This window comes from Streptomyces sp. NPDC094034 (assembly GCF_040303865.1).
GTDB lineage: Bacteria > Actinomycetota > Actinomycetes > Streptomycetales > Streptomycetaceae > Streptomyces.
Genome location: NZ_JBEOUD010000005.1, coordinates 68617 through 88377 on the forward strand (window position 1 = coordinate 68617; position 19761 = coordinate 88377).

The 19761-nt window shown below is 71.2% G+C and carries 16 protein-coding genes; 5 read left to right on the forward strand and 11 right to left on the reverse strand.

Annotated elements, in window-relative coordinates; all coding sequences use genetic code 11:
• The first annotated feature begins 200 nt into the window (after positions 1 to 200).
• On the forward strand, positions 201 to 1670 hold the full coding sequence (locus ABTZ59_RS07080; RefSeq protein WP_351391955.1) for a zinc-dependent metalloprotease: 1470 nt from the start codon (positions 201 to 203) through the stop codon (positions 1668 to 1670).
• Positions 1667 to 2194: an NUDIX hydrolase gene (locus ABTZ59_RS07085; RefSeq protein ID WP_351391958.1), complete on the forward strand. Its 528-nt coding sequence runs from the start codon at positions 1667 to 1669 to the stop codon at positions 2192 to 2194. The genes ABTZ59_RS07080 and ABTZ59_RS07085 overlap by 4 nt, the downstream gene beginning before the upstream one ends.
• 150 nt (positions 2195 to 2344) lie before the next feature.
• Here ABTZ59_RS07085 and ABTZ59_RS07090 read toward each other — a convergent pair whose 3' ends face one another.
• The 4 genes from ABTZ59_RS07090 to ABTZ59_RS07105 all read right to left on the reverse strand — a co-directional run bounded on the left by ABTZ59_RS07090 (position 2345) and on the right by ABTZ59_RS07105 (position 6222).
• Complete coding sequence (locus ABTZ59_RS07090) at positions 2345 to 3103, reverse strand: AIM24 family protein (RefSeq protein WP_351391961.1); 759 nt, start codon at positions 3101 to 3103, stop codon at positions 2345 to 2347.
• Between the two features lie 16 nt (positions 3104 to 3119).
• Positions 3120 to 3800, reverse strand: a complete 681-nt coding sequence (locus ABTZ59_RS07095; protein WP_351391964.1) for an AIM24 family protein — start codon at positions 3798 to 3800, stop codon at positions 3120 to 3122.
• A gap of 13 nt (positions 3801 to 3813) precedes the next feature.
• Positions 3814 to 5463, reverse strand: a complete 1650-nt coding sequence (locus ABTZ59_RS07100; protein ID WP_351391967.1) for a TerD family protein — start codon at positions 5461 to 5463, stop codon at positions 3814 to 3816.
• Positions 5464 to 5598: 135 nt separating this feature from the next.
• Positions 5599 to 6222 carry a M48 metallopeptidase family protein gene (locus tag ABTZ59_RS07105; protein ID WP_351391969.1) on the reverse strand — a complete coding sequence of 208 codons (624 nt, stop codon included), beginning with the start codon at positions 6220 to 6222 and terminating at the stop codon, positions 5599 to 5601.
• 226 nt (positions 6223 to 6448) lie between these two features.
• Here ABTZ59_RS07105 and ABTZ59_RS07110 point away from each other — a divergent pair, with 226 nt between their 5' ends.
• Together ABTZ59_RS07110 and ABTZ59_RS07115 are read left to right on the forward strand one after the other, a co-directional pair.
• A complete protein-coding gene (locus tag ABTZ59_RS07110) occupies positions 6449 to 7597 on the forward strand; it encodes a TOMM precursor leader peptide-binding protein (RefSeq protein ID WP_351391972.1) in 1149 nt (382 codons plus the stop codon).
• Between the two features lie 42 nt (positions 7598 to 7639).
• Positions 7640 to 9061, forward strand: coding sequence for an ABC1 kinase family protein (locus tag ABTZ59_RS07115; protein WP_351391975.1), 1422 nt, complete (start codon positions 7640 to 7642; stop codon positions 9059 to 9061).
• Between the two features lie 292 nt (positions 9062 to 9353).
• Here ABTZ59_RS07115 and ABTZ59_RS07120 read toward each other — a convergent pair whose 3' ends face one another.
• The 4 genes from ABTZ59_RS07120 to ABTZ59_RS07135 form a co-directional block, all read right to left on the reverse strand.
• Complete coding sequence (locus tag ABTZ59_RS07120) at positions 9354 to 9677, reverse strand: putative WhiB-interacting protein (protein WP_249954279.1); 324 nt, start codon at positions 9675 to 9677, stop codon at positions 9354 to 9356.
• Positions 9674 to 10042, reverse strand: coding sequence for a WhiB family transcriptional regulator (locus ABTZ59_RS07125; protein WP_351391977.1), 369 nt, complete (start codon positions 10040 to 10042; stop codon positions 9674 to 9676). The genes ABTZ59_RS07120 and ABTZ59_RS07125 overlap by 4 nt, the downstream gene beginning before the upstream one ends.
• A 172-nt stretch (positions 10043 to 10214) precedes the next feature.
• Positions 10215 to 10559: a hypothetical protein gene (locus ABTZ59_RS07130; RefSeq protein WP_351391981.1), complete on the reverse strand. Its 345-nt coding sequence runs from the start codon at positions 10557 to 10559 to the stop codon at positions 10215 to 10217.
• Between the two features lie 167 nt (positions 10560 to 10726).
• Complete coding sequence (locus tag ABTZ59_RS07135) at positions 10727 to 12946, reverse strand: ATP-dependent DNA helicase UvrD2 (protein WP_503002265.1); 2220 nt, start codon at positions 12944 to 12946, stop codon at positions 10727 to 10729.
• A 242-nt stretch (positions 12947 to 13188) separates the two neighbouring features.
• Between ABTZ59_RS07135 and ABTZ59_RS07140 the strand changes: the two genes are divergently transcribed.
• Positions 13189 to 13431, forward strand: coding sequence for a mycoredoxin (locus ABTZ59_RS07140; RefSeq protein WP_249954276.1), 243 nt, complete (start codon positions 13189 to 13191; stop codon positions 13429 to 13431).
• A 125-nt stretch (positions 13432 to 13556) separates the two neighbouring features.
• Here the strand turns inward: ABTZ59_RS07140 and nudC are convergent, their stop codons facing one another.
• The 3 genes from nudC to ABTZ59_RS07155 are packed head-to-tail and all read right to left on the reverse strand — an operon-like array spanning position 13557 to position 19658.
• Positions 13557 to 14519 (reverse strand): NAD(+) diphosphatase, encoded by a 963-nt coding sequence (gene nudC, locus ABTZ59_RS07145; RefSeq protein WP_351391985.1) that lies wholly within the window; start codon positions 14517 to 14519, stop codon positions 13557 to 13559.
• Between the two features lie 59 nt (positions 14520 to 14578).
• Positions 14579 to 15982, reverse strand: coding sequence for a dipeptidase (locus ABTZ59_RS07150; protein WP_351391989.1), 1404 nt, complete (start codon positions 15980 to 15982; stop codon positions 14579 to 14581).
• Positions 15983 to 16001: 19 nt separating this feature from the next.
• The gene (locus ABTZ59_RS07155; protein ID WP_351391992.1) at positions 16002 to 19658 is read right to left on the reverse strand and encodes an ATP-dependent helicase; all 3657 of its coding nucleotides are present in this window, start codon (positions 19656 to 19658) and stop codon (positions 16002 to 16004) included.
• Positions 19659 to 19761: the final 103 nt, after the last annotated feature.

Consider the following 19761-nt stretch of genomic DNA (forward strand, 5'->3'; position numbering starts at 1 on the left):
CGCCCGGGTGTCGAAATGGTATGCGGCCGTCGAAGGCGGGAGACGCAGCAGGTCGAAGGCAGGTTCCCGGGTGGTACGGCCGGGCGCGGCCCGCGGCCCGCTGAGCCACCCTCACCCGCCCGGTGCCGCTTAGGCTGGGTGGTGTAGTCGGGCAGCCGCCGCCGGCAGCAAGCCGGTGGCCCTACGAGCCGAGGAACCCCGTGAGTGACACCCCATTCGGATTCGGCCTTCCGCCGGAGGAGCCGGAGGACGGCGACGGCAAGAAGAAGGACCCCGCCGGAGGTGGTCAGGGTGCCGGTGGCGGTCCCGTGAACCCCTTCGCGGGGTTCGGGCTGCCGGGCGGCGCGGGCGGCGGGGACAATCCGTTCGCCGCGGTGTTCGGCTCGCTCAACCCCAACGACCTGGGCGCGGCCTTCCAGCAGCTCGGCCAGATGCTGAGCTATGAGGGCGGTCCCGTGAACTGGGACATGGCCAAGCAGATCGCCCGCCAGACGGTCGCCCAGGGCACGCCGGACGGCACGAAGGACGCGAGCGTCGGGCCCTCCGAGCGCGCCGCTGTCGAGGAGGCCGTACGGCTGGCCGACATCTGGCTGGACGGTGTGACGTCCCTGCCCTCCGGGTCCAATACGGCGGTGGCGTGGAGCCGCGCCGAGTGGGTCGAGGCGACGCTGCCCGCGTGGCAGCAGCTCGTCGATCCGGTGGCGGAGCGGGTCGGTACGGCCATGGGCGAGGTGCTGCCCGAGGAGATGCAGTCCGTGGCGGGTCCGCTGATCGGCATGATGCGCTCCATGGGCGGCGCCATGTTCGGCCAGCAGATCGGACAGGCCGTGGGCGTCCTCGCGGGCGAGGTGGTCGGTTCGACGGACATCGGGCTCCCGCTGGGCCCGGCGAACAGGGCCGCGCTGCTGCCGCTGAACATCGAGGCGTTCAGCAAGGACCTCGGAGTGCCCAAGGACGAGATCCGGCTGTATCTGGCGCTGCGCGAGGCCGCCCACCAGCGGCTCTTCGCCCATGTGCCCTGGCTGCGGTCGCATATGTTCGGCGCGGTCGAGGGCTATGCCCGCGGGATCAAGGTGGACACGACCAAGCTGGAGGACGTGGTCGGCCAGTTCGACCCGACCCATCCCGAGGAGCTTCAGGAAGCGCTCCAGCAGGGCATGTTCCAGCCCGAGGACACACCCGAGCAGAAGGCCGCGCTGGCCCGTCTCGAAACGGCGCTCGCGCTGGTCGAGGGCTGGGTGGACGCGGTGGTGCACGAGGCCGCCAAGTCCAGGCTCACGGGCGCCGACGCACTGCGCGAGACGCTGCGCAGGCGGCGCGCCTCCGGTGGTCCGGCGGAGCAGACCTTCGCCACCCTCATCGGTCTCCAGCTGCGCCCGCGCCGGCTGCGGGACGCCTCGCGGCTGTGGGCCTCGCTCACGGACGCGCGGGGCGTCGATGGCCGCGACCGTCTGTGGGAACACCCGGACATGCTGCCGACGGCCTCCGACCTGGACGATCCGGACGGGTTCGTCCACCACGAGCAGCTGGACTTCTCCGAGCTGGACAAGATGCTCGGCGAGGCCGCGGACGGCAAGCCGGACCTGCGCAAGGGCGACGGCGCCAAGGATGACGACGACAAGGCTGACGGCGACAAGCGCGACGACGACAAGGGCGACAGCGACAAGTGAGCCTGCACGACAACGCGGTCCTCGCGCTGAAGGGCTACGAGGACCAGCATGAGCTGCGCACGCACTATCTGGACCATCTGGCCGCTCATCCCGACGCGATGTGGAAGTCCTGCGGCGCCGGGCATCTGACCGCCAGCGCGCTGGTGATCGATCCGGAGCGGGGCCGGGTCCTGCTGACCCTGCACAAGAAGCTCCGCATGTGGCTCCAGATGGGCGGGCACTGCGAGCCGGGTGACACCTCGCTGGAGCGGGCGGCGCTGCGGGAGGCCACGGAGGAGTCCGGGATCGAGGGGCTGACGCTGCTGGCGGGCGGTCCCGTACAGCTGGACCGGCACGCGATCCCGGCGCCGTGCCACTGGCATCTCGATGTCCAGTACGTGGCGCTCGCGCCGTCCGGTTCGGTCGAGGCGATCAGCGAGGAGTCACTGGATCTGCGCTGGTTCTCCTACGACGAGGCCGCGGCGATGGGCGACGGCTCGGTCGTACGACTGGTGGAGCGCGGCCGGGCCGCGCTCCACCGTTGAGGCCCGCTCCACCGCCGAGAGCGGGAGAGCGCTCTTTGAGGGCCGGAGGGCCGGAGAGCCGCAGAACGGCTGAGAAGGGGCGGCTCCATGCAGGCCGCCCCCTTCCGTCGGCCCGGGATCAGGTCCCGGACCTGTCAGGTCCGACCCGCGTCAACCGCCCCAGACGTTGTTCTGGTTCTGGCCGTGGGCGCCCTGCCGGCCGACCCCGTACTGAGCCCCGAGGCCCTGTCCGATCACCGCGTGCTGCGGCGGCATCACCTCGCTGGGCTGGACCAGCGCGTACCCCTGGCCGAGGAAGCTCAGCTCCCAGCCCTCGCCGGTGTTGCCGCGTCGTCGCATGACTCCCGAGGAGTGGGTCTGCGCCTGCATCTGCACCCGCAGGCCGGAGGACCACGCGACGACCGCGTCGGCGTCCGCGTTGACATAGGTCTCCGGCGTGACCCGCATCATCAGCGGCTGGCCCGAGGTCATCAGCGCGACCTTGCCCCGGCCCGAGATGTTCAGCTGGTACTTGCCCGAGCCGGAGATCCCGTACTGGCTGTCCACCGCGATCACTTCGGTGTGCAGCGTGGAGTCGAGCGCGAGCACATAGGCGCTGTCCACCGTCATTCCCTCGTGGTCGACGTCCACCACATGGATGTACTGGGCGAGATTGGCCAGAAAGACCGTGCCCTGCCCGGTGCAGCGCATCAGCTCCAGTCCCTCACCGGTGTGCGCGCGGGACTGTCGCCGGCTCTGCGACTGGTACTCCCCGTCGAAGTCGATCAGCCCCTGGTAGGCGACCATCGCGCCCTTGCGGGCGAGGACATCGTCCTGTCCGGTGAGCGCGACCCGCAGCAACTGCGGGTTCTGTACCGCGTAGCGGTCCTGGGACTGCTGCTCTGTGTAGGCGAAAAGCGGACTCTGCATGGTGTGTTCTCCCCCCTCAGCCCTGGACCCGCAGGCGGTCGGTGCTGTCCTCGCTGGGCTGTACGACCACGATTCCCGAGCCGGAGAAGGCCATCTGGTAGGCCTCCCCGCTGCCGCGCCCGATCAGCGCCGACGCCTTGAAGCTGCGCTTGCCCTTCACCTTCAGAGCGGGTGACCAGGCGACGAGGGCGTCCGGGTCCACATAGGTCTCGTCCTCGCCCCGGCCGCAGTCGACGACGATCGGAGTGCCGCGCGAGGTCAGGGCGACCCAGCCGGTGCCGGAGACCTGTACGTTCCACAGCCCCTGGCCGGCGAATTTGGCCAGCCCCTTCACGCGTTCGACGCCCAACTGGAGGTGCGCGTCGAAGGCCAGCAGATTGGTGCCGTTGACCGAGAGCGCGTCGTTGTCGAGATTGACGACGACGACATCCGCGCCATAGTCGGCGAGATAGAGCAGACCGTCACCCGAGCACTTCATCAGGGGCGTGCCCTCGCCGGTCACCCACTGGGAGGCGAGCTGGCGGATGGCGGGCGGATTCGGCTCGTACTGGATGAAGCCCTCGTAGGCGATCATCGAGCCGGTGCGTGCGAACAGGTCCTGGCCCGAGGCCATCGCGACCTTGAGCATGGCGCGGCCGTGGTTCTCCATCCGGGCCGCGACGGGGGTGGGGGCAAAGCCCGCGAGCTGCTGGTTCATGGTCCGGGCTCCCTCAGACCTCGTACGGCTGGACGACGATGAAGTTGCCGGGGGCTCCCCGGAACTGGAGGTTCACGGTCTCCCCGCTGTGGCCGGGATACGCGTTGCGGCGCAGTCTGACCTGACTGGAGATGATCACCTGGGACGCGGCGGACCAGGCGACGACGGCGTTGGAATCGGCGAAGGTGGTGGGCGTGACGGGCAGGACCACCGGGATCCCGTGGGTCTTCACCACCACCGTGCCCGTCCCCTGGAACAGCATGGTGAACAGCGCGCCGCCGGGGATGCCGTGGCCCTCGATACGACGGACCTCGTACTGAAGGCTCTCGTCGAAGGCGAGGACGTTCTCGGCGGAGACACAGATGCCGTCGCCCTGGAGCTCGACGGGGTGCAGATGCGCGCCCTCTTCGGCGAGGAAGACCTGTCCCTTGCCGGTGCAGCGCATCAACTGCATCTCCTGGCCGGTGGCGTTGCCGACAAGACGGCCGGCGAAACCGGCGCTCTTGTAGCCGAAGTCGACCTTGCCCTGATACATCACCATGCTGCCCTGGCGGGCGAGGACCGGACTGCCGCCCTCGCCGAGATCGACGCGCATCAGCTGGCCGTTCTGCGGGGTCCACCGCTGCCCCGTGGGCAGTTCCCGGTACGGCTGAAGGGCCGCCTGGAGACCCGCGCCACCGGGAGGCACGCCCTGCGGGACACCTTGGGGGACGCCCTGGGGCGGTCCCGGCGGCTGCTGACCGAAGGGCGCCTGGACCGGCTGCCCGAACGGGGCGGCGGCGGGCTGACCGAAGGGAGCGGGGGCAGGGGCGGGCTGACCGAAGGGAGCGGGGGCAGGGGCGGGCGCCGGCTGACCGTACGGGGACGGTGCGGGCGCCGGCGGTGGGACCGTACCGCCCGGCGGGGTCATCGGCGCCACGATAGTCGGCGCGCTGTGCACGGGCGTCGGCGCCGGGGCGGGCGTTGGGGCGGGCGGCGGACCAGGGGCGGGCATCGGCGCCGGGGCGGGCGCCGGCGCTCCGGCCGGGGCGCCGAAGGCGGGGGGCGGGGTGCTCTGCGCGGGCGGCGCGAAGGGGGGAGGGGCGAAGGCGGGCGGCGCGCCACCGGCCTCCGGCTCCGGCGCGGCCGGTTCCTCCTCCGCGACCTCGCCGCCGAAGTTCCTCAGCAGCGCGTCGAGACCGCCGTCGAAGCCCTGGCCGACGGCGGCGAACCGCCATACGTCCTTGAGATAGAAGTCACCGAGCATCACGGCACGCTCGGTGGTGAACTCCGCGCCGGTGAAGGCGTATCGGACGACTTCCTCGCCGCCGGCGACAATACGGATGTATCCGGGGCCGACCTGGGACATCTGTCCGGCGCCGTCAACGGTGGCGGTGAACGAGAGCTTGTGGATATTCGCCGGAATACGGTCCAGGGTCACCCGGAACGACTCGGTGTCGCCGGCCTGCGCGCCCAGCAACTGAAGGGATTCCTCAGGGGACTTCGGCTGATTGAAGAAGATGAAGTAACGGTCGTCCGAAAGCTGCTCGTCGGCGTCGAGGCCGAAACAGCTGATGTCGAAGCTCAGCCCGGGGCCGGCGATCTGCACACCTACGTACAGATCCGTCCCCGCCGTGAGATCACTGATCTTGGCCTTGTGGCCGCGCTGGAATTCCCTGGCCATGCGTAACGACCGTCCCCCATCCGGATGCTGATTGCGTCGCGTCAGGCTAACGGCTGGCGGTGACAATCGGCCAAGTCGGTACACAGTCGGTACAGGATCGCCGAATGGGACGGAGGTCCCGACAGCCGGCGGCCGTCATTCCCCACGTGCGACAGGCAGATAGGGCAGCCGTTCGGCAGCGACCACGCCTTCGAGATAGCCACGGGCCCGCTCGGTGCGAGGGTAGGCCTCCAACAGACGCCAGAAACGCGGGCCGTGTCCCGGCACGAGCAGATGGGCCAGCTCGTGGACGAGCACGTAGTCGACGACGTACTCCGGCATGCCCTGCAACCGGTGCGACAACCGGATGCTGCCCTCGGCGGGGGTGCAGGAGCCCCAGCGGGTGTTCTGGTTGGTGACCCATCTGACCGACGCGGGCCTGGCCCTGCCGCCGAAGTACTGGTCCGACAGCCGCTCGGCCCGCTCCGTCAGCTCGCTGTCGCCGAGGACGCGCTTGCTCTCCTGCGCGGCGAGCTTGTCGAGCATCACCGTCACCCAGCGCCGCTCCTCCGCCTCCGACATCCGGGCGGGGATGAGCACGATGGTCCGGTCGCCCTCCCGGTAGGCCGAAACCGTTCTGCTGCGGCGGGTGCTCCTGCGGACCTCGACAGCGCTGGTCCCCGGGCCGCGGGGCGGGCGGCCCGGCACGCGCCGCTCGTCACTTCCGGCGCTGTGCGATGGGGGCTCCCCCGCGAGGCGAGGGGAAGGATCGGCGGACACGCCACGACGTTACCCGCTGGGTGTGGAGGAAGTCCCGCCTCCGCGAGGGTTCTCACTTGATCCACTTCTTGCGCGGTGGGATTTGAACGACTAACGCCGCCCGCTGTGGATAACTTTCCGCACCGTCGACCGGCGCCCCGCATTCTGAGAACACGAATCCGGGGGTCCGGGACATTTCGGAGTGATCAGAGAACACGAGAGAAGAAGGAAGAACGGGGAGGCCGATATGCATCCGACGGTGAAGCCCGCGTTGCGTCGTGCGTGGCGGGAGCGGCAGACCGTGCAGTTCGGGATCACCCCCGCGCACGCGGTGCTGGTGGGTCCGGTCGATACGGCCACGGGCAGCTTTCTGGAGCTGCTGGACGGGACGCGCGGGCTGCCACTGCTGCGGGAGGAGGCGCGCGCGATGGGGCTGCCCGACGGCCTGGCCGATTCACTGGTGACGCGACTGACCAGGGCGGGGCTGATCGACGATCGGGACGCGGGCGGCGGGGCGGCCGACGCGCTGCGGAAGCGGACAGCGGTGCTCGACCGGATGCGGGCCGATCTGGCGTCGCTCTCCGTCATCCATCCGGAGCCGGGGGCAGGGGCGCGACGACTGGCGGCGCGTCGCACGATGCGCGTGCAGGTCCGGGGTGCCGGGCGAGTGGGGGCGGCCCTCGCGGCGGTGCTCTCGGCCTCCGGGGTCGGACGGGTCGATGTGCTGGACAGCGGGTGCGCCCAGGTGTGGGATGTGTCACCCGGCGGGCTGCCCGCACGGTCCGTGGGCGAGCGCCGGGACACGGCGGCCCGGCAGTTGGTACGGAAGTCGGCGCCGGGACGGGCGCCGCGGGCCGCGGAGTTGGCGGAGTCGGCCGGTGAGGGTGAGCCGGGTCTCTCGCTGGTGATCGCCGCTCCTCGGGACGGGCTCGCGGCCTACGCCCCCGATCCGGCGTCGGCCGAGGTCTGGATCTCCACCGGAACTCCCCATCTCTATACGGGGGTGATCGAGGCCACGGGGGTAGTCGGACCGCTGGTGCTGCCGGGCAGCACGGCCTGCGCGGGCTGTATCGCCGGGGAGCGCGCGGATCGCGATCCGGGGTGGCCGAGGATGCTGGCGCAGTGGCGCTCGGGGCGCGGCACCGACGCCGTACCCCCCTGTGATCTGGGGCTGGCCACGGCGGTGGCGGGGCTGGCGGCGGCTCATGCCCTGTCGTTCCTGGACGGGGAACTGCCGGCCAGTACGGGTGCGCGGTGGGAGGCGTCACTGCCGCTGCTGGACTGGCGATCGGAGCGGATCGCGCCGCATCCGGAGTGCCCCTGCGGGGCCGCGGGCCAAAGAGAGGGGGAGCGCATGGCCGGGGCGGGGGCGTCACACGACACAATGGCGGGGTAATCGCCGTCCGCGGCATGGCTGTCTGGGATTAGGAGGGGCTCAATGTCTGATCTTCCCCGGAAGGCGGTCACCCGTACCGCGAAGCTGGCCACGCTGCCGCTGGGCTTCGCAGGCCGGGCCACCTGGGGGCTCGGCAAGCGGATCGGCGGGAAGTCCGCGGAGATCGTCGCGCGCGAGCTGCAACAGCGCACGGCCGACCAGCTCTTCAAGGTGCTCGGGGAGCTGAAGGGCGGGGCGATGAAGTTCGGGCAGGCTCTGTCGGTCTTCGAGTCCGCACTGCCCGAGGAGATCGCGGGGCCTTACCGGGCGGCGCTCACCAAGCTCCAGGAAGCGGCGCCGCCGATGCCGACCCGTACGGTGCACGCGGTGCTGGCGGAGCGGCTGGGCGAGGAGTGGCGGGAGCTGTTCCTGGAGTTCGAGGACAAGCCGTCGGCCGCGGCCTCGATCGGCCAGGTGCACCGGGCGGTGTGGCACGACGGGCGCGAGGTCGCGGTCAAGGTGCAGTATCCGGGGGCGGGTGAGGCACTTCTGTCGGATTTGACCCAATTGAGCCGTTTCGCCAGGCTGCTGGGACCGCTCGTCCCGGGGGTGGACATCAAGCCGCTGATCCATGAGTTGCGCGACCGGGTGTCCGAGGAGCTGGACTACGGCCTGGAGGCCGAGGCTCAGCGGGAGCACGCGGCGGAGTTCGCGGACGACCCGGATGTGGTGGTGCCCGACGTCGTGCACCAGGGCGATCAGGTGCTGGTCACGGAATGGATCGACGGGACACCGCTGGCGGAGGTGATCTCCGACGGCACACCCGAGGAGCGCGACCGGGCGGGGCAGTTGCTGGCGCGGTTCCTCTTCTCCGGCCCGGCGCGCACAGGTCTGCTGCACGCCGATCCGCATCCGGGGAACTTCCGGCTGCTGCCTGCGGCGGATGGTGACGAGGACGGCCCGAGCGGTGAACTGCGGCTCGGGGTGCTGGACTTCGGCACGGTGGACCGGCTGCCCGGTGGGCTGCCCGACACGATCGGTGAGGCGCTGGGGATGGCGCTGGAGGGCGATGCCCAGGCGGTGTACGGACTGCTGCGGGACGAGGGCTTCGTCAAGGAATCCATCGATCTCGACCCGGACGCGGTGCTTGAGTATCTGCTGCCGATCATCGAGCCCGCGGTGGTGGAGGAGTTCACCTTCACCCGTGGCTGGATGCGCGCCCAGGCGGCACGGATCGCTGACCCGCGCTCCCCCGCCCATCAGTTGGGCAAGCAGCTGAATCTGCCGCCGTCGTATCTGCTGATCCACCGTGTGACGCTGAGCACCATCGGTGTGCTCTGTCAGCTGAGCGCGACGGTGCGGCTCCGGGAGGAGCTGGAGGCATGGCTGCCCGGGTTCCTGCCCGAGCCGGGCGAGGAGGAAGAGGCGCTGTCACCACCAGTCGGAGTCGAGCCTGCCCTCGATGGCTCTGATATGGGCGCGTGAGCAGTCGCCGCAGTAGTACTGGCGGCTCCCGTGCTCGACCGAGCAGCTCCAGGTGACCGGCGGGCCCTCGTCCTTGGCACCGCACCGGGCGCACACCACGTGCTCGGGGCCCGGCGGTTCGGGGCGATCAGGCTGTTCCGGTGTGGGGGGATCGTCCCCGCGAGAACTGAGCACGGGGCGACGATAGCCCCGCCCCGCTCCCGGTGGGAGGGAAAACGCACCGCGGGGGCCGGTCCGTTGGGACCGGCCCCCGGGCAGTGACGGCGCTGACTCGCGCCGGCTGGGGTGTTGCCTACTGCATGACGGCCATGGCGAGCGCACGGCGGGCGCGCATCGATACGCGCTCGGCGCGGCGCTGCATCCGCCGAGCGGCGACCAGGCGCACGGCCCGGCGTTCCGCGTCGGCTTCCCGCATGCGCTCGTTCATATGCGCGCGTGCCAGGGCTTCTGGAATGAGTTGCATCTCGCGGGTCCTGTTCTGACGCGAGTCGTTCGCGCCCATGGTGGTGACGACTGGGGTGGCGGAGCCGGACGGCTCGCTCGGGGAAGAGGTCATCGGAGCCTGCTTCTGGGGATCGTGCGTGAGGGGGCGGTCGATGGTTCCGGAGACGTTCATGCCGTGACCGGGTTCTTGCGCGGACGGCCACGAGGCCGCTTGCGGGCAACCACGACGCCCTGGACGAAGAGCTCCCCACCCCAGACACCCCACGGCTCGCGCCGCTCCTTGGCGCCGGCGAGGCAGGCCTCGATCAGCGGGCAGGTGCGGCAGAGCGCCTTGGCGTACTCGACATCGGCCGGGGACTCGGCGAAGAAGACCTCCGGGTCGTAGGCACGGCAGGGAACGGGTACGCCGAGGTTCTCGATGGCGTCGTCGAGCGCGGTGAGCGCGGTCAGCGGGGTCAAGGTGGAGTCCTCCGTGGGGCCGGGCGGGGCGATCGTCTCGGAAGGCGGTACGGACGGGGCGTGCGCTTCGAGTTGCACGGGGTGTCGTTCCTCGTCTGGTCGGTCCGGCCTGTTGGCCGGGTGTCGGCTGGTACCGGGTGGTGCGTGTCCCGAGGCCCCTTCGCTCTGTCTCTCCCGTTCGGGACAAACAGAAGGGCCGCGGATCCCGGGTGGGGTTCCGCGGCCCTGAAGGCGCCGGCCTGATGGTGAATCAGGCTGGATCACTCCAGGGTTCGAGCCCACGGAAGGCCCACATCATGTGGTGCTGCGTCTGCTTCTTCGTTTCGGCACCGGTCGCCGCAAAGGCATAGGCCTTGGCCTCTGCCGCCGCTACTCCTGCTTCCAGTGCCTTGGTCGGTCGCTCATTGCGCTCCAGGACAACCCCGGCGCGCTTCCGGACGGGAAGGGCCGAGATACCTGCGGGACGAACGGCGGAGGCGCCGGACAGACCACTGGCGATGAGTTCGGAACCGGAGAAGCCGAGCGGGCAGACGGAGACGACCGAGAGATCGGTCATTTTGGCGGTGCTGATGAAGCTGGCGTTGATGCTGATCACTGGAATCGCCTCCTCTCGGCGTCTCAAGGACCGGCCCGAAGGCCCGTCACACGTATGCGGACAAGTAGAGCACGGTAACAGGGCTTCGGAGAAGCCGTTGTTTCCGTGGTTAAGAACCTATGGGGATTCCCGGGGCGGGCGCAAACTATTTTTGGGTCGAGTTTGCCTCAGCTGTCCCGATCGGCTTCCGCGCGCTCCTCACCTGCGCAGATGGCCAGCACATCGGCTCCGAACCGGTCCAACTTGCGGCTGCCGACACCGGCGATCCCGGCCAGCTCGCCCGCGCTCGCGGGCACCGCCTCGGCGATCGCCATCAGTGTCTTGTCGGTGAACACACAAAAGGCGGGCTGGCTCAGCCGCTGTGCCTGGCCGGCGCGCCAGTCGCGCAGCCGCTCGTACAACGCCTCGTCCATGTCCGAAGGACAGTCCTCGCAGCGCATCAGCTTCATCTCGCCCGCGTCCGTGAGCGTCTTGCCGCAGACCCGGCACAGCACCGGGCCGCGCCGCTTGCGCGGGGAGGTGCCCGTGCGCTCCACGGCCCCGCTCCCGCCCGCGCCGGCCCCCGCCCTCGCGCCCCGGGCAGCCGATGCCACGGAGCCCGGACGCAGCCCCTGGAGAAAACGGGTGGCCCGCCGGGAGGCCCGGCCGCCGGGAGAGCGGGAGAGCGCCCAGGAGAGGGAGAGATGCGAGCGCGCCCGCGTGACACCGACATAGAGGAGCCGGCGCTCCTCCTCGATCTGCTCGTCGGTCTTGGCGTAGGTGATCGGCATCATGCCCTCGGTGAGACCGACCAGGAACACCGCGTCCCACTCCAGGCCCTTCGCCGCGTGCAGCGAGGCGAGCGTGACACCCTGCACGGTCGGCGCGTGCTGCGCGGCCGCGCGCTCGTCCAGCTCGGCCACCAGATCGGCGAGCGTCGCCGACGGCTTGGCCCGTACGAAGTCCTCGGCGAGCCGGACGAGGGCGGCCAGCGACTCCCAGCGGTCACGGACCGCGCCGGAGCCCGCGGGAGGTTCGGTGGTCCAGCCCTTCGTGGAGAGCACCGCCCGCACCTGCGACGGCAGCTCGACCACATCGTCGAGCAGGGAGTCGTTGCCCCCGAAGCGGGCCGCGCCGCGCAGCGCGGCGCCCGCTTCCCGTACCTCCTGGCGCTCGAAGAACCGCTCGGCGCCGCGCAGCTGGTAGGGCACGCCCGCGTCGGCGAGGGCCTGTTCATAGACCTCCGACTGGGCGTTGATCCGGTACAGCACCGCGATCTCGCCGGCCGGGACGCCCGCGGCGATCAGATCGCGGATGCGGCGGGCGGTGCCCTCGGCCTCGGCGGGCTCGTCCGCGTACTCCGTGCGGACCGGCTCGGGGCCCGGCTCGCGCTGCGAGATCAGTTCGAGTCGGTGCTCGGCGGCCCGGCCGCGCGCCTGGTTGAGCAGGCCATTGGCGAGATGCACCACCTGGGGGGTGGAGCGGTAGTCACGGACCAGCTTCACGACGGTGGCGCCCGGATGCCGGGTGCGGAAGTTCAGCAGATGGTCGGGGGTGGCGCCGGTGAAGGAGTAGATGGTCTGGCTGGCGTCTCCGACCACACACAGGCTCTCCCGGTCCCCCAGCCACAGGTCGAGCAGTCGCTGCTGGAGGGGGCTGACGTCCTGGTACTCGTCCACCACGAAGTGCTGGTACTGACGGCGGATCTGGTCGGCGATGTCATGGCGGTCCTGGAGGATGCCGACCGTGAGCAGCAGGACGTCCTCGAAATCGATCACCGAGCGCTCACGCTTCAGCTGCTCGTACATCCCATAGATCTGGCCGATCTCGGCCGCGTCGCGCGGGGCCTCGCGGGAGGACTTGGCCACGGCGGCCGGATAGTCGGCCGGCACGGTCTGGGTGACCTTCGCCCACTCGATCTCACCGGTGACATCGCGCAGTTCATTGCGGTCGAGCCGGATCCGGCAGCGGGCCGCGGCCTCGGCGACCAGCTGCACCTTGCGGTCCAGCAGCCGCGGCAGCTCGCCGCCGACCGCCTTGGGCCAGAAGAACTGGAGCTGGCGCAGCGCCGCCGAGTGGAACGTGCGCGCCTGCACCCCGCCCGCGCCGAGCTGGCGCAGCCGGCCCCGCATCTCCCCGGCGGCGCGGTTGGTGAAGGTGACGGCCAGCACGCTGGCGGGCTGGAGGATCCCCGCGCGCACGCCGTACGCGATCCGGTGCGTGATCGCGCGGGTCTTGCCCGTGCCCGCGCCGGCCAGCACACACACCGGACCGTGCAGGGCCGTCGCCACCTCGCGCTGCTCGGGGTCGAGCCCGTCGAGCACCGCGTCGGCGTCGCGCGGCGGGGTCACGATCTGGCCGCCGCCGGATTCCCGCGGGAACAGTGGGGAGTGCGTTGCTGCTGTCACCCCGCCATGCTGCCAGGTCTCCCGGGACTGGTGCGGCGGTTGTCCACAGGGGTGGCATACCGGTCGTACCGATGCGTTCGTACGACCGGTCCTGTGGAGGGCCTTGCGACGCATGGGAGACCTACGGGACACCTGTGGGTGAGACGCAGGGGAATGGTGGCCGGGTCACGCGCGTTCGACAGGGTGCGGGCGACGCATTCAGCGGGACCCTCCGAGATATCGAGGCAGAGGAGCCGAAGGACATGCCGGGCACTGTGACGATGTACAGCACCACGTGGTGCGGATATTGCCGTCGACTCAAGGGCCAGATGGACCGTGAGGGCATCGCGTACACCGAGATCAACATCGAGCAGGACCCGGAGTCGGCGGCCTTCGTCGAGAAGGCGAACGGCGGCAACCAGACAGTGCCGACCGTGCTGTTCCCCGACGGCTCCACGCTGACGAACCCCTCGCTGGCGCAGGTCAAGCAGAAGGTCGGCGTCTGAGGACACGGCCCGTGCACGACACGAGCCCCCGCGGAACCGCTGTCGACACGAGCCCCCGCCGGACCGCTGTCCGCGGGGGCTCTGTCGTCGCTGACCGGTGACCGGCGGTACGGGCAGGCGCGTGCTCAGGGCTGACGCTGCGGCTTCGGCAGAGGCCTCGGCAGAGGCTTGCCGTACCAGAGTTCCACCAGGCGCGCGGCGATCGAGATACCGGCCGGGGGAAGGATCTCGCCCGTCTCGATGGCGTTCCGCAGATCCTCCCGGGAGAACCAGCGGGCCTCCTCGATCTCCTCGCCGTCCACCGTGATGTCGGACGAGGTGGCGCGGGCCATGAAGCCGAGCATCAGACTCGACGGGAACGGCCATGGCTGGCTGGCGATGTACTCGACCTCGCCGACGGTGATGCCCGCCTCCTCGAAGACCTCGCGGGCCACCGACGTCTCGATCGACTCGCCGGGCTCCACGAATCCCGCCAGCGTGGAGAAGCGGCCCTCGGGCCAGTGGACCTGGCGGCCCAGCAGCGCGCGGTCGTCCTCGTCGGTGACGAGCATGATCACCGCGGGGTCGGTACGGGGGTAGTGCTCGGCGCCGCAGGCCGGGCAGCGCCGGATATGGCCGGCCGCCGCGATCACGGTGCGCTCACCGCAACGGGAGCAGAAGCGGTGCAGCCGCTGCCAGTTCTCCAGCGCCACCGCGTGCGCCATCAGGCCCGCGTCGCGCGGGGAGAGCAGCATCCCGGCCTCGCGCAGCCCGGCAGGCCGCGCCGACTGGTCCATCCGCCCCGGAAGCGAGTCCTTCTGGAGCGCGAAGTAGCGCACGCCCTCCCGGTCCGTACCGAGGAAGTAGCGGTGGGTCTCGGTCAGGGGCGCCTCGAAGGACGGGGTCATGACCAGTTCGGTACGCCCGTCAGGGGTGTCGTCGATCAGCACCTGGCCGCCCGACACCACGAAGACGCGGGTCGTGGGATGGCTCCAGGCAGCCGCCAGCCAGGCCTCGTCGAGACGGTGGTGCGCCGCGCGGTCGATACCGCTGGGGGCGGTGAGGCCGATGGGTCGGTGTGCGGTGGCGTCACTGCTGATGGTGCTCACAGGTACTTCCAACTCCCCCGGATGGATTGGGTTTCTGATCAGCGGAGTGTGCGGCGGGCCTACGTCGTGCGGCGAGAGTCCCCCCTGGGGGCGCCCAGCTCGGTCCAGAGGTGGGCGGTGGTCTCCGCACCTTTGAGAAGCAGGTCGAGCTCCACCTTCTCGTTCGGCGCGTGCCAGCCGTCGGACGGTACGGAGATGCCCAGGAAGAGCACCGGGGCACCGAGCACGTCCTGGAGGTCGGCGGCCGGTCCCGAACCGCCCTCCCTGGTGAACCGGATCTTCTGGTCGAAGGCGCGGCCCATGGCCCGGACGAGGGACTGGAGGGCGGGGTGGTCCAGCGGGGTCAGACAGGGACGCGTGGCCGCGCCGAAGCTGATCTTGTGCCGGATGCCGGCCGGGATCCTGGCCGCGGCCCAGTCGCGTACGGAGCGCTCGACATGGTCCGGGTCCTGGCCCGCGACCAGCCGGAACGAGAGCTTCAGTTGGGCGGAGGACGGAATGATCGTCTTGCCGCCGGGGCCCTGGTAGCCCCCGCCGATGCCGTTGACCTCGGCGGTCGGGCGGGCCCAGACCCGTTCCAGGGTGGAGAATCCCGTCTCGCCGAGCGTGCCGTGCGACTTCGCCGTACGCAGCCACTCCTCCTCGTCGAACGGCAGCTCCGCGATCAGGGCGCGCTCGGCCTCGGTCAGCTCGGCCACACCGTCGTAGAAGCCGGGGACCGTGACGCGCTCGTCCTCGTCGTGCAGGGCGGCGACGAGGCGAGCGGCGACGGTGGCCGGGTTCGGGACGGCTCCGCCGAAGGACCCGGAATGGATGTCCTGGTCGGGGCCGTACAGCTCGATCTCGCAGTCGGCGAGTCCGCGCATACCCGTGCAGACGGTCGGGGTGTTCTCCGACCACATGCCCGTGTCCGAGACGATCACGACATCGGCGGCGAGGCGGCCCGCCCGCTCCTCGGCCAGCGCCCGGAAGTGCGGGGAGCCCGATTCCTCCTCGCCCTCGACGAGGAGCTTGAGGTGGACCGCGGGTGTGGTGCGGCCGGTGGCGGCGAGATGCGCGCGTACGCCGAGTGTGTGGAAGAAGACCTGCCCCTTGTCGTCGGCGGCGCCGCGCGCGTACATCCGGCCGTCCCGTACGACCGGCTCGAAGGGGTCGGTGTGCCAGCCGTCCTCGCGGGCGGCGGGCTGGACGTCGTGGTGGCCGTAGACCAGCACGGTCGGGGCGTCCGGATCCTCGGAGGGCCACTCCGCGAAAACGGCGGGGGCGCCCGGGGTGTCCCAGATCTCGGTGACCGGAAACCCGGTCTCCTTGAGCTTCGCGGCGAGCCAGTCGGCACTGCGCCGCACGTCAGCGTCGTGGTCGGGGTGGGCGGATACGGAGGGGATGCGCAGCCAGTCGGCGAGGAAGGCGGGGCGGTGGGTCTGGATGTACGTACGGACGACGCTGTCCGGGGTGTCGCTCATGATGTCGAGCCTAACGGGCTCAGAGCGTGGTCCCGTCTGCCGGTTGTGAGGATCGCTCTTCCGTGGGTGTGTCCCCGGTCTCGTGCATACCTTCCGGGGCCCTCCCCTCCGGGCCATTCACGCCGTCCGGGCCGTCCGGGCCGTCCGGGGCCTCGGTGAGAAGCCGCTCCAGCTCCGGGCGGCCGGGGAGGCGTTCGGGGCGGACGACCTCCCCTGTCCTGACATACAGGAAGGTCGCCGTGACGGCGGCCGGCGGGAGGCCGTGCCGCTCGGCCCAGGCCAGCCGGTAGACGGCGAGCTGGAGGGGGTCCGCGGTCCCGGCGCGACCGGTCTTCCAGTCGACGATCTCGTAGGAGAAGGTCTCCGCGCCGGTCTCGGGGTCGGTCGTGACATCGCGGTAGACGGCGTCGATACGGCCCCGGATCACCCGGCCGGCGAGGGTGAGCTGGAACGACGCCTCCACGCGGTACGGCGTGCGCCGGGCGTACGGCGTGAGCTCGAACGCTTCCTTGAGCGCGGCCAGATCACGTTCGTCCGCGATCTCCGGCTCGTCGTCCTCACCACCGGGCAGTTCGTCGGGGCCGAGCATCGGGAGCGGCAGTTCCTCGAACCGCGACTCCACCCAGGCGTGGAAGCGTGTACCCCTGCGGGCTGCGGGCCGCGGCCGGCGCGGCATGGGCCGGGCCAGCTCATGGGCGAAGCCGTCGGGGTCGGCGGCGAGCCGCAGCAGCTGGGAGGCGGAGAGCGACGGCGGTACGGGGACATCGCGGACGGTGGTGCGTGCACGGCGCAGCTCACCGGCGAGGGCGTCGAGATCGCGGTCCCAGGAGGCGAGGGTGCGGATCTCTTCCGGGGTGAGGCGGGGGCGGTCGGGGGAGGTCTCCTCGGGCCGCCGGGGGCCGGGGACGGCGACGGAAGGGACGGCAGCAGTGGATTCGGCGGCCGTGGGTACGGCGGCGGCGGGTTCCGCGCCCGTGGGTACGGCGGCGGGAGCGGTCGTCCAGGCGTCCCAGTCGGACAGATCCCCGTCCGCGTCCGGCGGATCCCCGTCGAACGGCTCGGCGAGATCCGCGACGTACCGCTCGGGATCGTCCGGATCCGGAACATCCGGATCCGGAACGTACAGCGCCGGATCGTCCGGCTCGTCGATCGAGTCGGACGGCCCCTCTCCGTCGCTCCCCAGCTCCTCCAGATACGCCAGCACCGTGTCCGCCGCCGCGCGCCGACGGGTCAGGGACGGCCCGTCCAACGGAAGCGGCCAGGCGTGGGACACCCCCTCCGTCCACAGGGCGGGGTTGTCCTCCGACTCCTCAGGTTCGTCCGCCCACACCTCGATCTCGCCGAAACCCGCCGCGCAGTGGTCGTACAGCGCGTGCAGGAAATCGGACGGACCCCTCGGGCGCTTCTGCGTGGGCCCCCACCAGTGGCCCGAGCCGAGCAGCAGCGAGCGCGGGCGGGTGAAGGTGACATAACCGAGGCGCAGTTCTTCGGTGTGCTGATGCGCCTTCATGGCCTCCTTGAAGGACTTGAGCCCCTTCGCGTCCCAGGACGTGATCTCCGGCAGGGTCGGCGCGTCGCCGCGCAGCGCGTGCGGAAGGACCTTCGGCTGGGACGTCCAGGCCTCGCGCGCCTTGGTGTTGGGGAACTGCCCGGCGACCAGCCCCGGCACGGCGACGACGTCCCACTCCAGGCCCTTGGACTTGTGGGCGGTGAGGACCTTTACCGTGTTCTCGCCGCCGGGCAGCGCGTTGTCCAGGCCCTTCTCGTACTGCGCTGCCGTACGCAGGAACCCCAGGAAGGCCAGCAGCCCCGCCTCACCGTCCAGCGCCGCGAACGACGCGGCGATGTCGAGGAAGTTGCCCAGCGTCTCCCGGCGGCGGGCGGCCAGCGCGTGCGGGGAGGCGGAGAGCTCGACCTCAAGGCCGGTCGTGGCCAGGACCCGGTGCAGGACATCCATCAGGGGGTCGGCGAGCGAACGGCGCAGCTCGCGCAGTTCGGTGGCGAGCCGCGCGAACCGGACCCTGGCGGAGGCCGAGAAGGGCAGTCCGTCCTCCGGCGCGCCCGCCGACTCCAGGAAGGTGTCCAGGGCGTCGGCGAGCGAGACCACCTCGGCGGGGTCGGTGCCCTCGACCGCCGCGGCCAGCCGCGCGTCGGGATCGTCGTCCCCGTCGGGGCCCGTACCCCGGTGGACCAGCAGCCGGGCCCGGCGGCCGAGCAGCGCCAGATCACGCGGACCGATGCGCCAGCGAGGTCCGGTGAGCAGCCGTACGAGGGAGGCATTGGCGCCCGGGTCCTGAAGGACCTCGCACATCGCCACGAGGTCGGCCACCTCGGGAAGATGGAGCAGCCCGGAGAGGCCGACGACCTCGACGGGCACATCACGGGCCACCAGGGCGCCCTGGATCCGCGGGAAGTCCCCGGCCGTACGGCACAGCACGGCGATCTCCGCGGGCTCCTTGCCCGTACGCACCAGATGGGCGATCGAGTCCGCGAGCCAGTCGATCTCCTCCGCGTGCGTACGCAGCAGCGCGCAGCGCACCCCGCCGTCGCGCTCGGCGCCGGGCGCGGGCCGCAGCGCCTCCACGCCCTCGTGCATCGCGCGCAGCGGTGCCGCGAGGCCGTTGGCGAGGTCCAGGAGACGGCCGCCGCTGCGGCGGTTCTCGCTGAGGGAGAAGCGGGCGGCCGGGCGGCCGTCGCCGTACGGGAAGTGGGCGGGGAAGTCGTCCAGATTGGCGACGGAGGCGCCGCGCCAGCCATAGATCGCCTGACAGGGGTCGCCGACGGCGGTGACCGCGTGTCCCGTGCCGCCGCCGAAGAGCCCGGAGAGCAGGAGCCGCTGCGCGACCGATGTGTCCTGGTACTCATCGAGCAGGACGACCCGGAACTCCTCCCGGAGGAGGGCGCCGACCTCGGGTCTGGTGGTGGCGAGTTGGGCGGAGAGGGCGATCTGGTCGCCGAAGTCGAGGACGTCACGGGCGCTCTTGGCGGCGCGGTAGCGCCCGACCAGTTCGAGCAGTTCGGCACGGGCGACGGCGGTCTCGGGGACCTTGCGCAGCTCGGCGTTGCTGAGCCTCGCGCTCTCCAGGGTGCGCAGCAGGTCGGTGTCGTACGCGCCGAGCCGGGCGGGCCCGACCAGATGCTCGGCCAACTCGGCGTCGAGCGCCAGCAGATCGCTGACCAGCGCGGGAAGCGTCTTGGTCAGGGCGGGATACGGTCCAGGCGCGTCCCGCAGCACCCGCGCGGCGAGCTGGAAGCGGGTGGCGTCCGCGAGCAGCCGGGCGGTGGGCTCCAGACCGATCCGCAGGCCGTGGTCGGTGAGCAGCCGGCCCGCGAAGGCGTGGTACGTGGAGATGCTGGGCTCGCCGGGAGGGTGCTCGGGGTCGATGGCGTCGGGGTCGGTGACCCCGGCCCGTACGAGCGCCTTGCGCACCCGCTCGGCCAGCTCACCGGCCGCCTTGTTGGTGAACGTCAGCCCGAGGACCTGCTCGGGGGCGACCTGTCCGCTGCCCACCAGCCACACCACCCGGGCGGCCATCACCGTCGTCTTCCCGGAACCGGCTCCGGCCACGATGACCTGCGGGGCCGGCGGCGCGGTGATGCAGGCCGTCTGCTCCGGGGTGAAGGGAATCCCCAGAAGCTCCTTGAGCTGCTCGGGATCGGTGAGATGTACGGACACCTCAGGGAGGCTATCGGCCACCTCTGACAACGGGGTGGGGCGGCCTCGCGCGTGGCCTCAGGTGACGCGGCCCCCGGTGAGGCGGCCCCAGGTGACGCGGCCC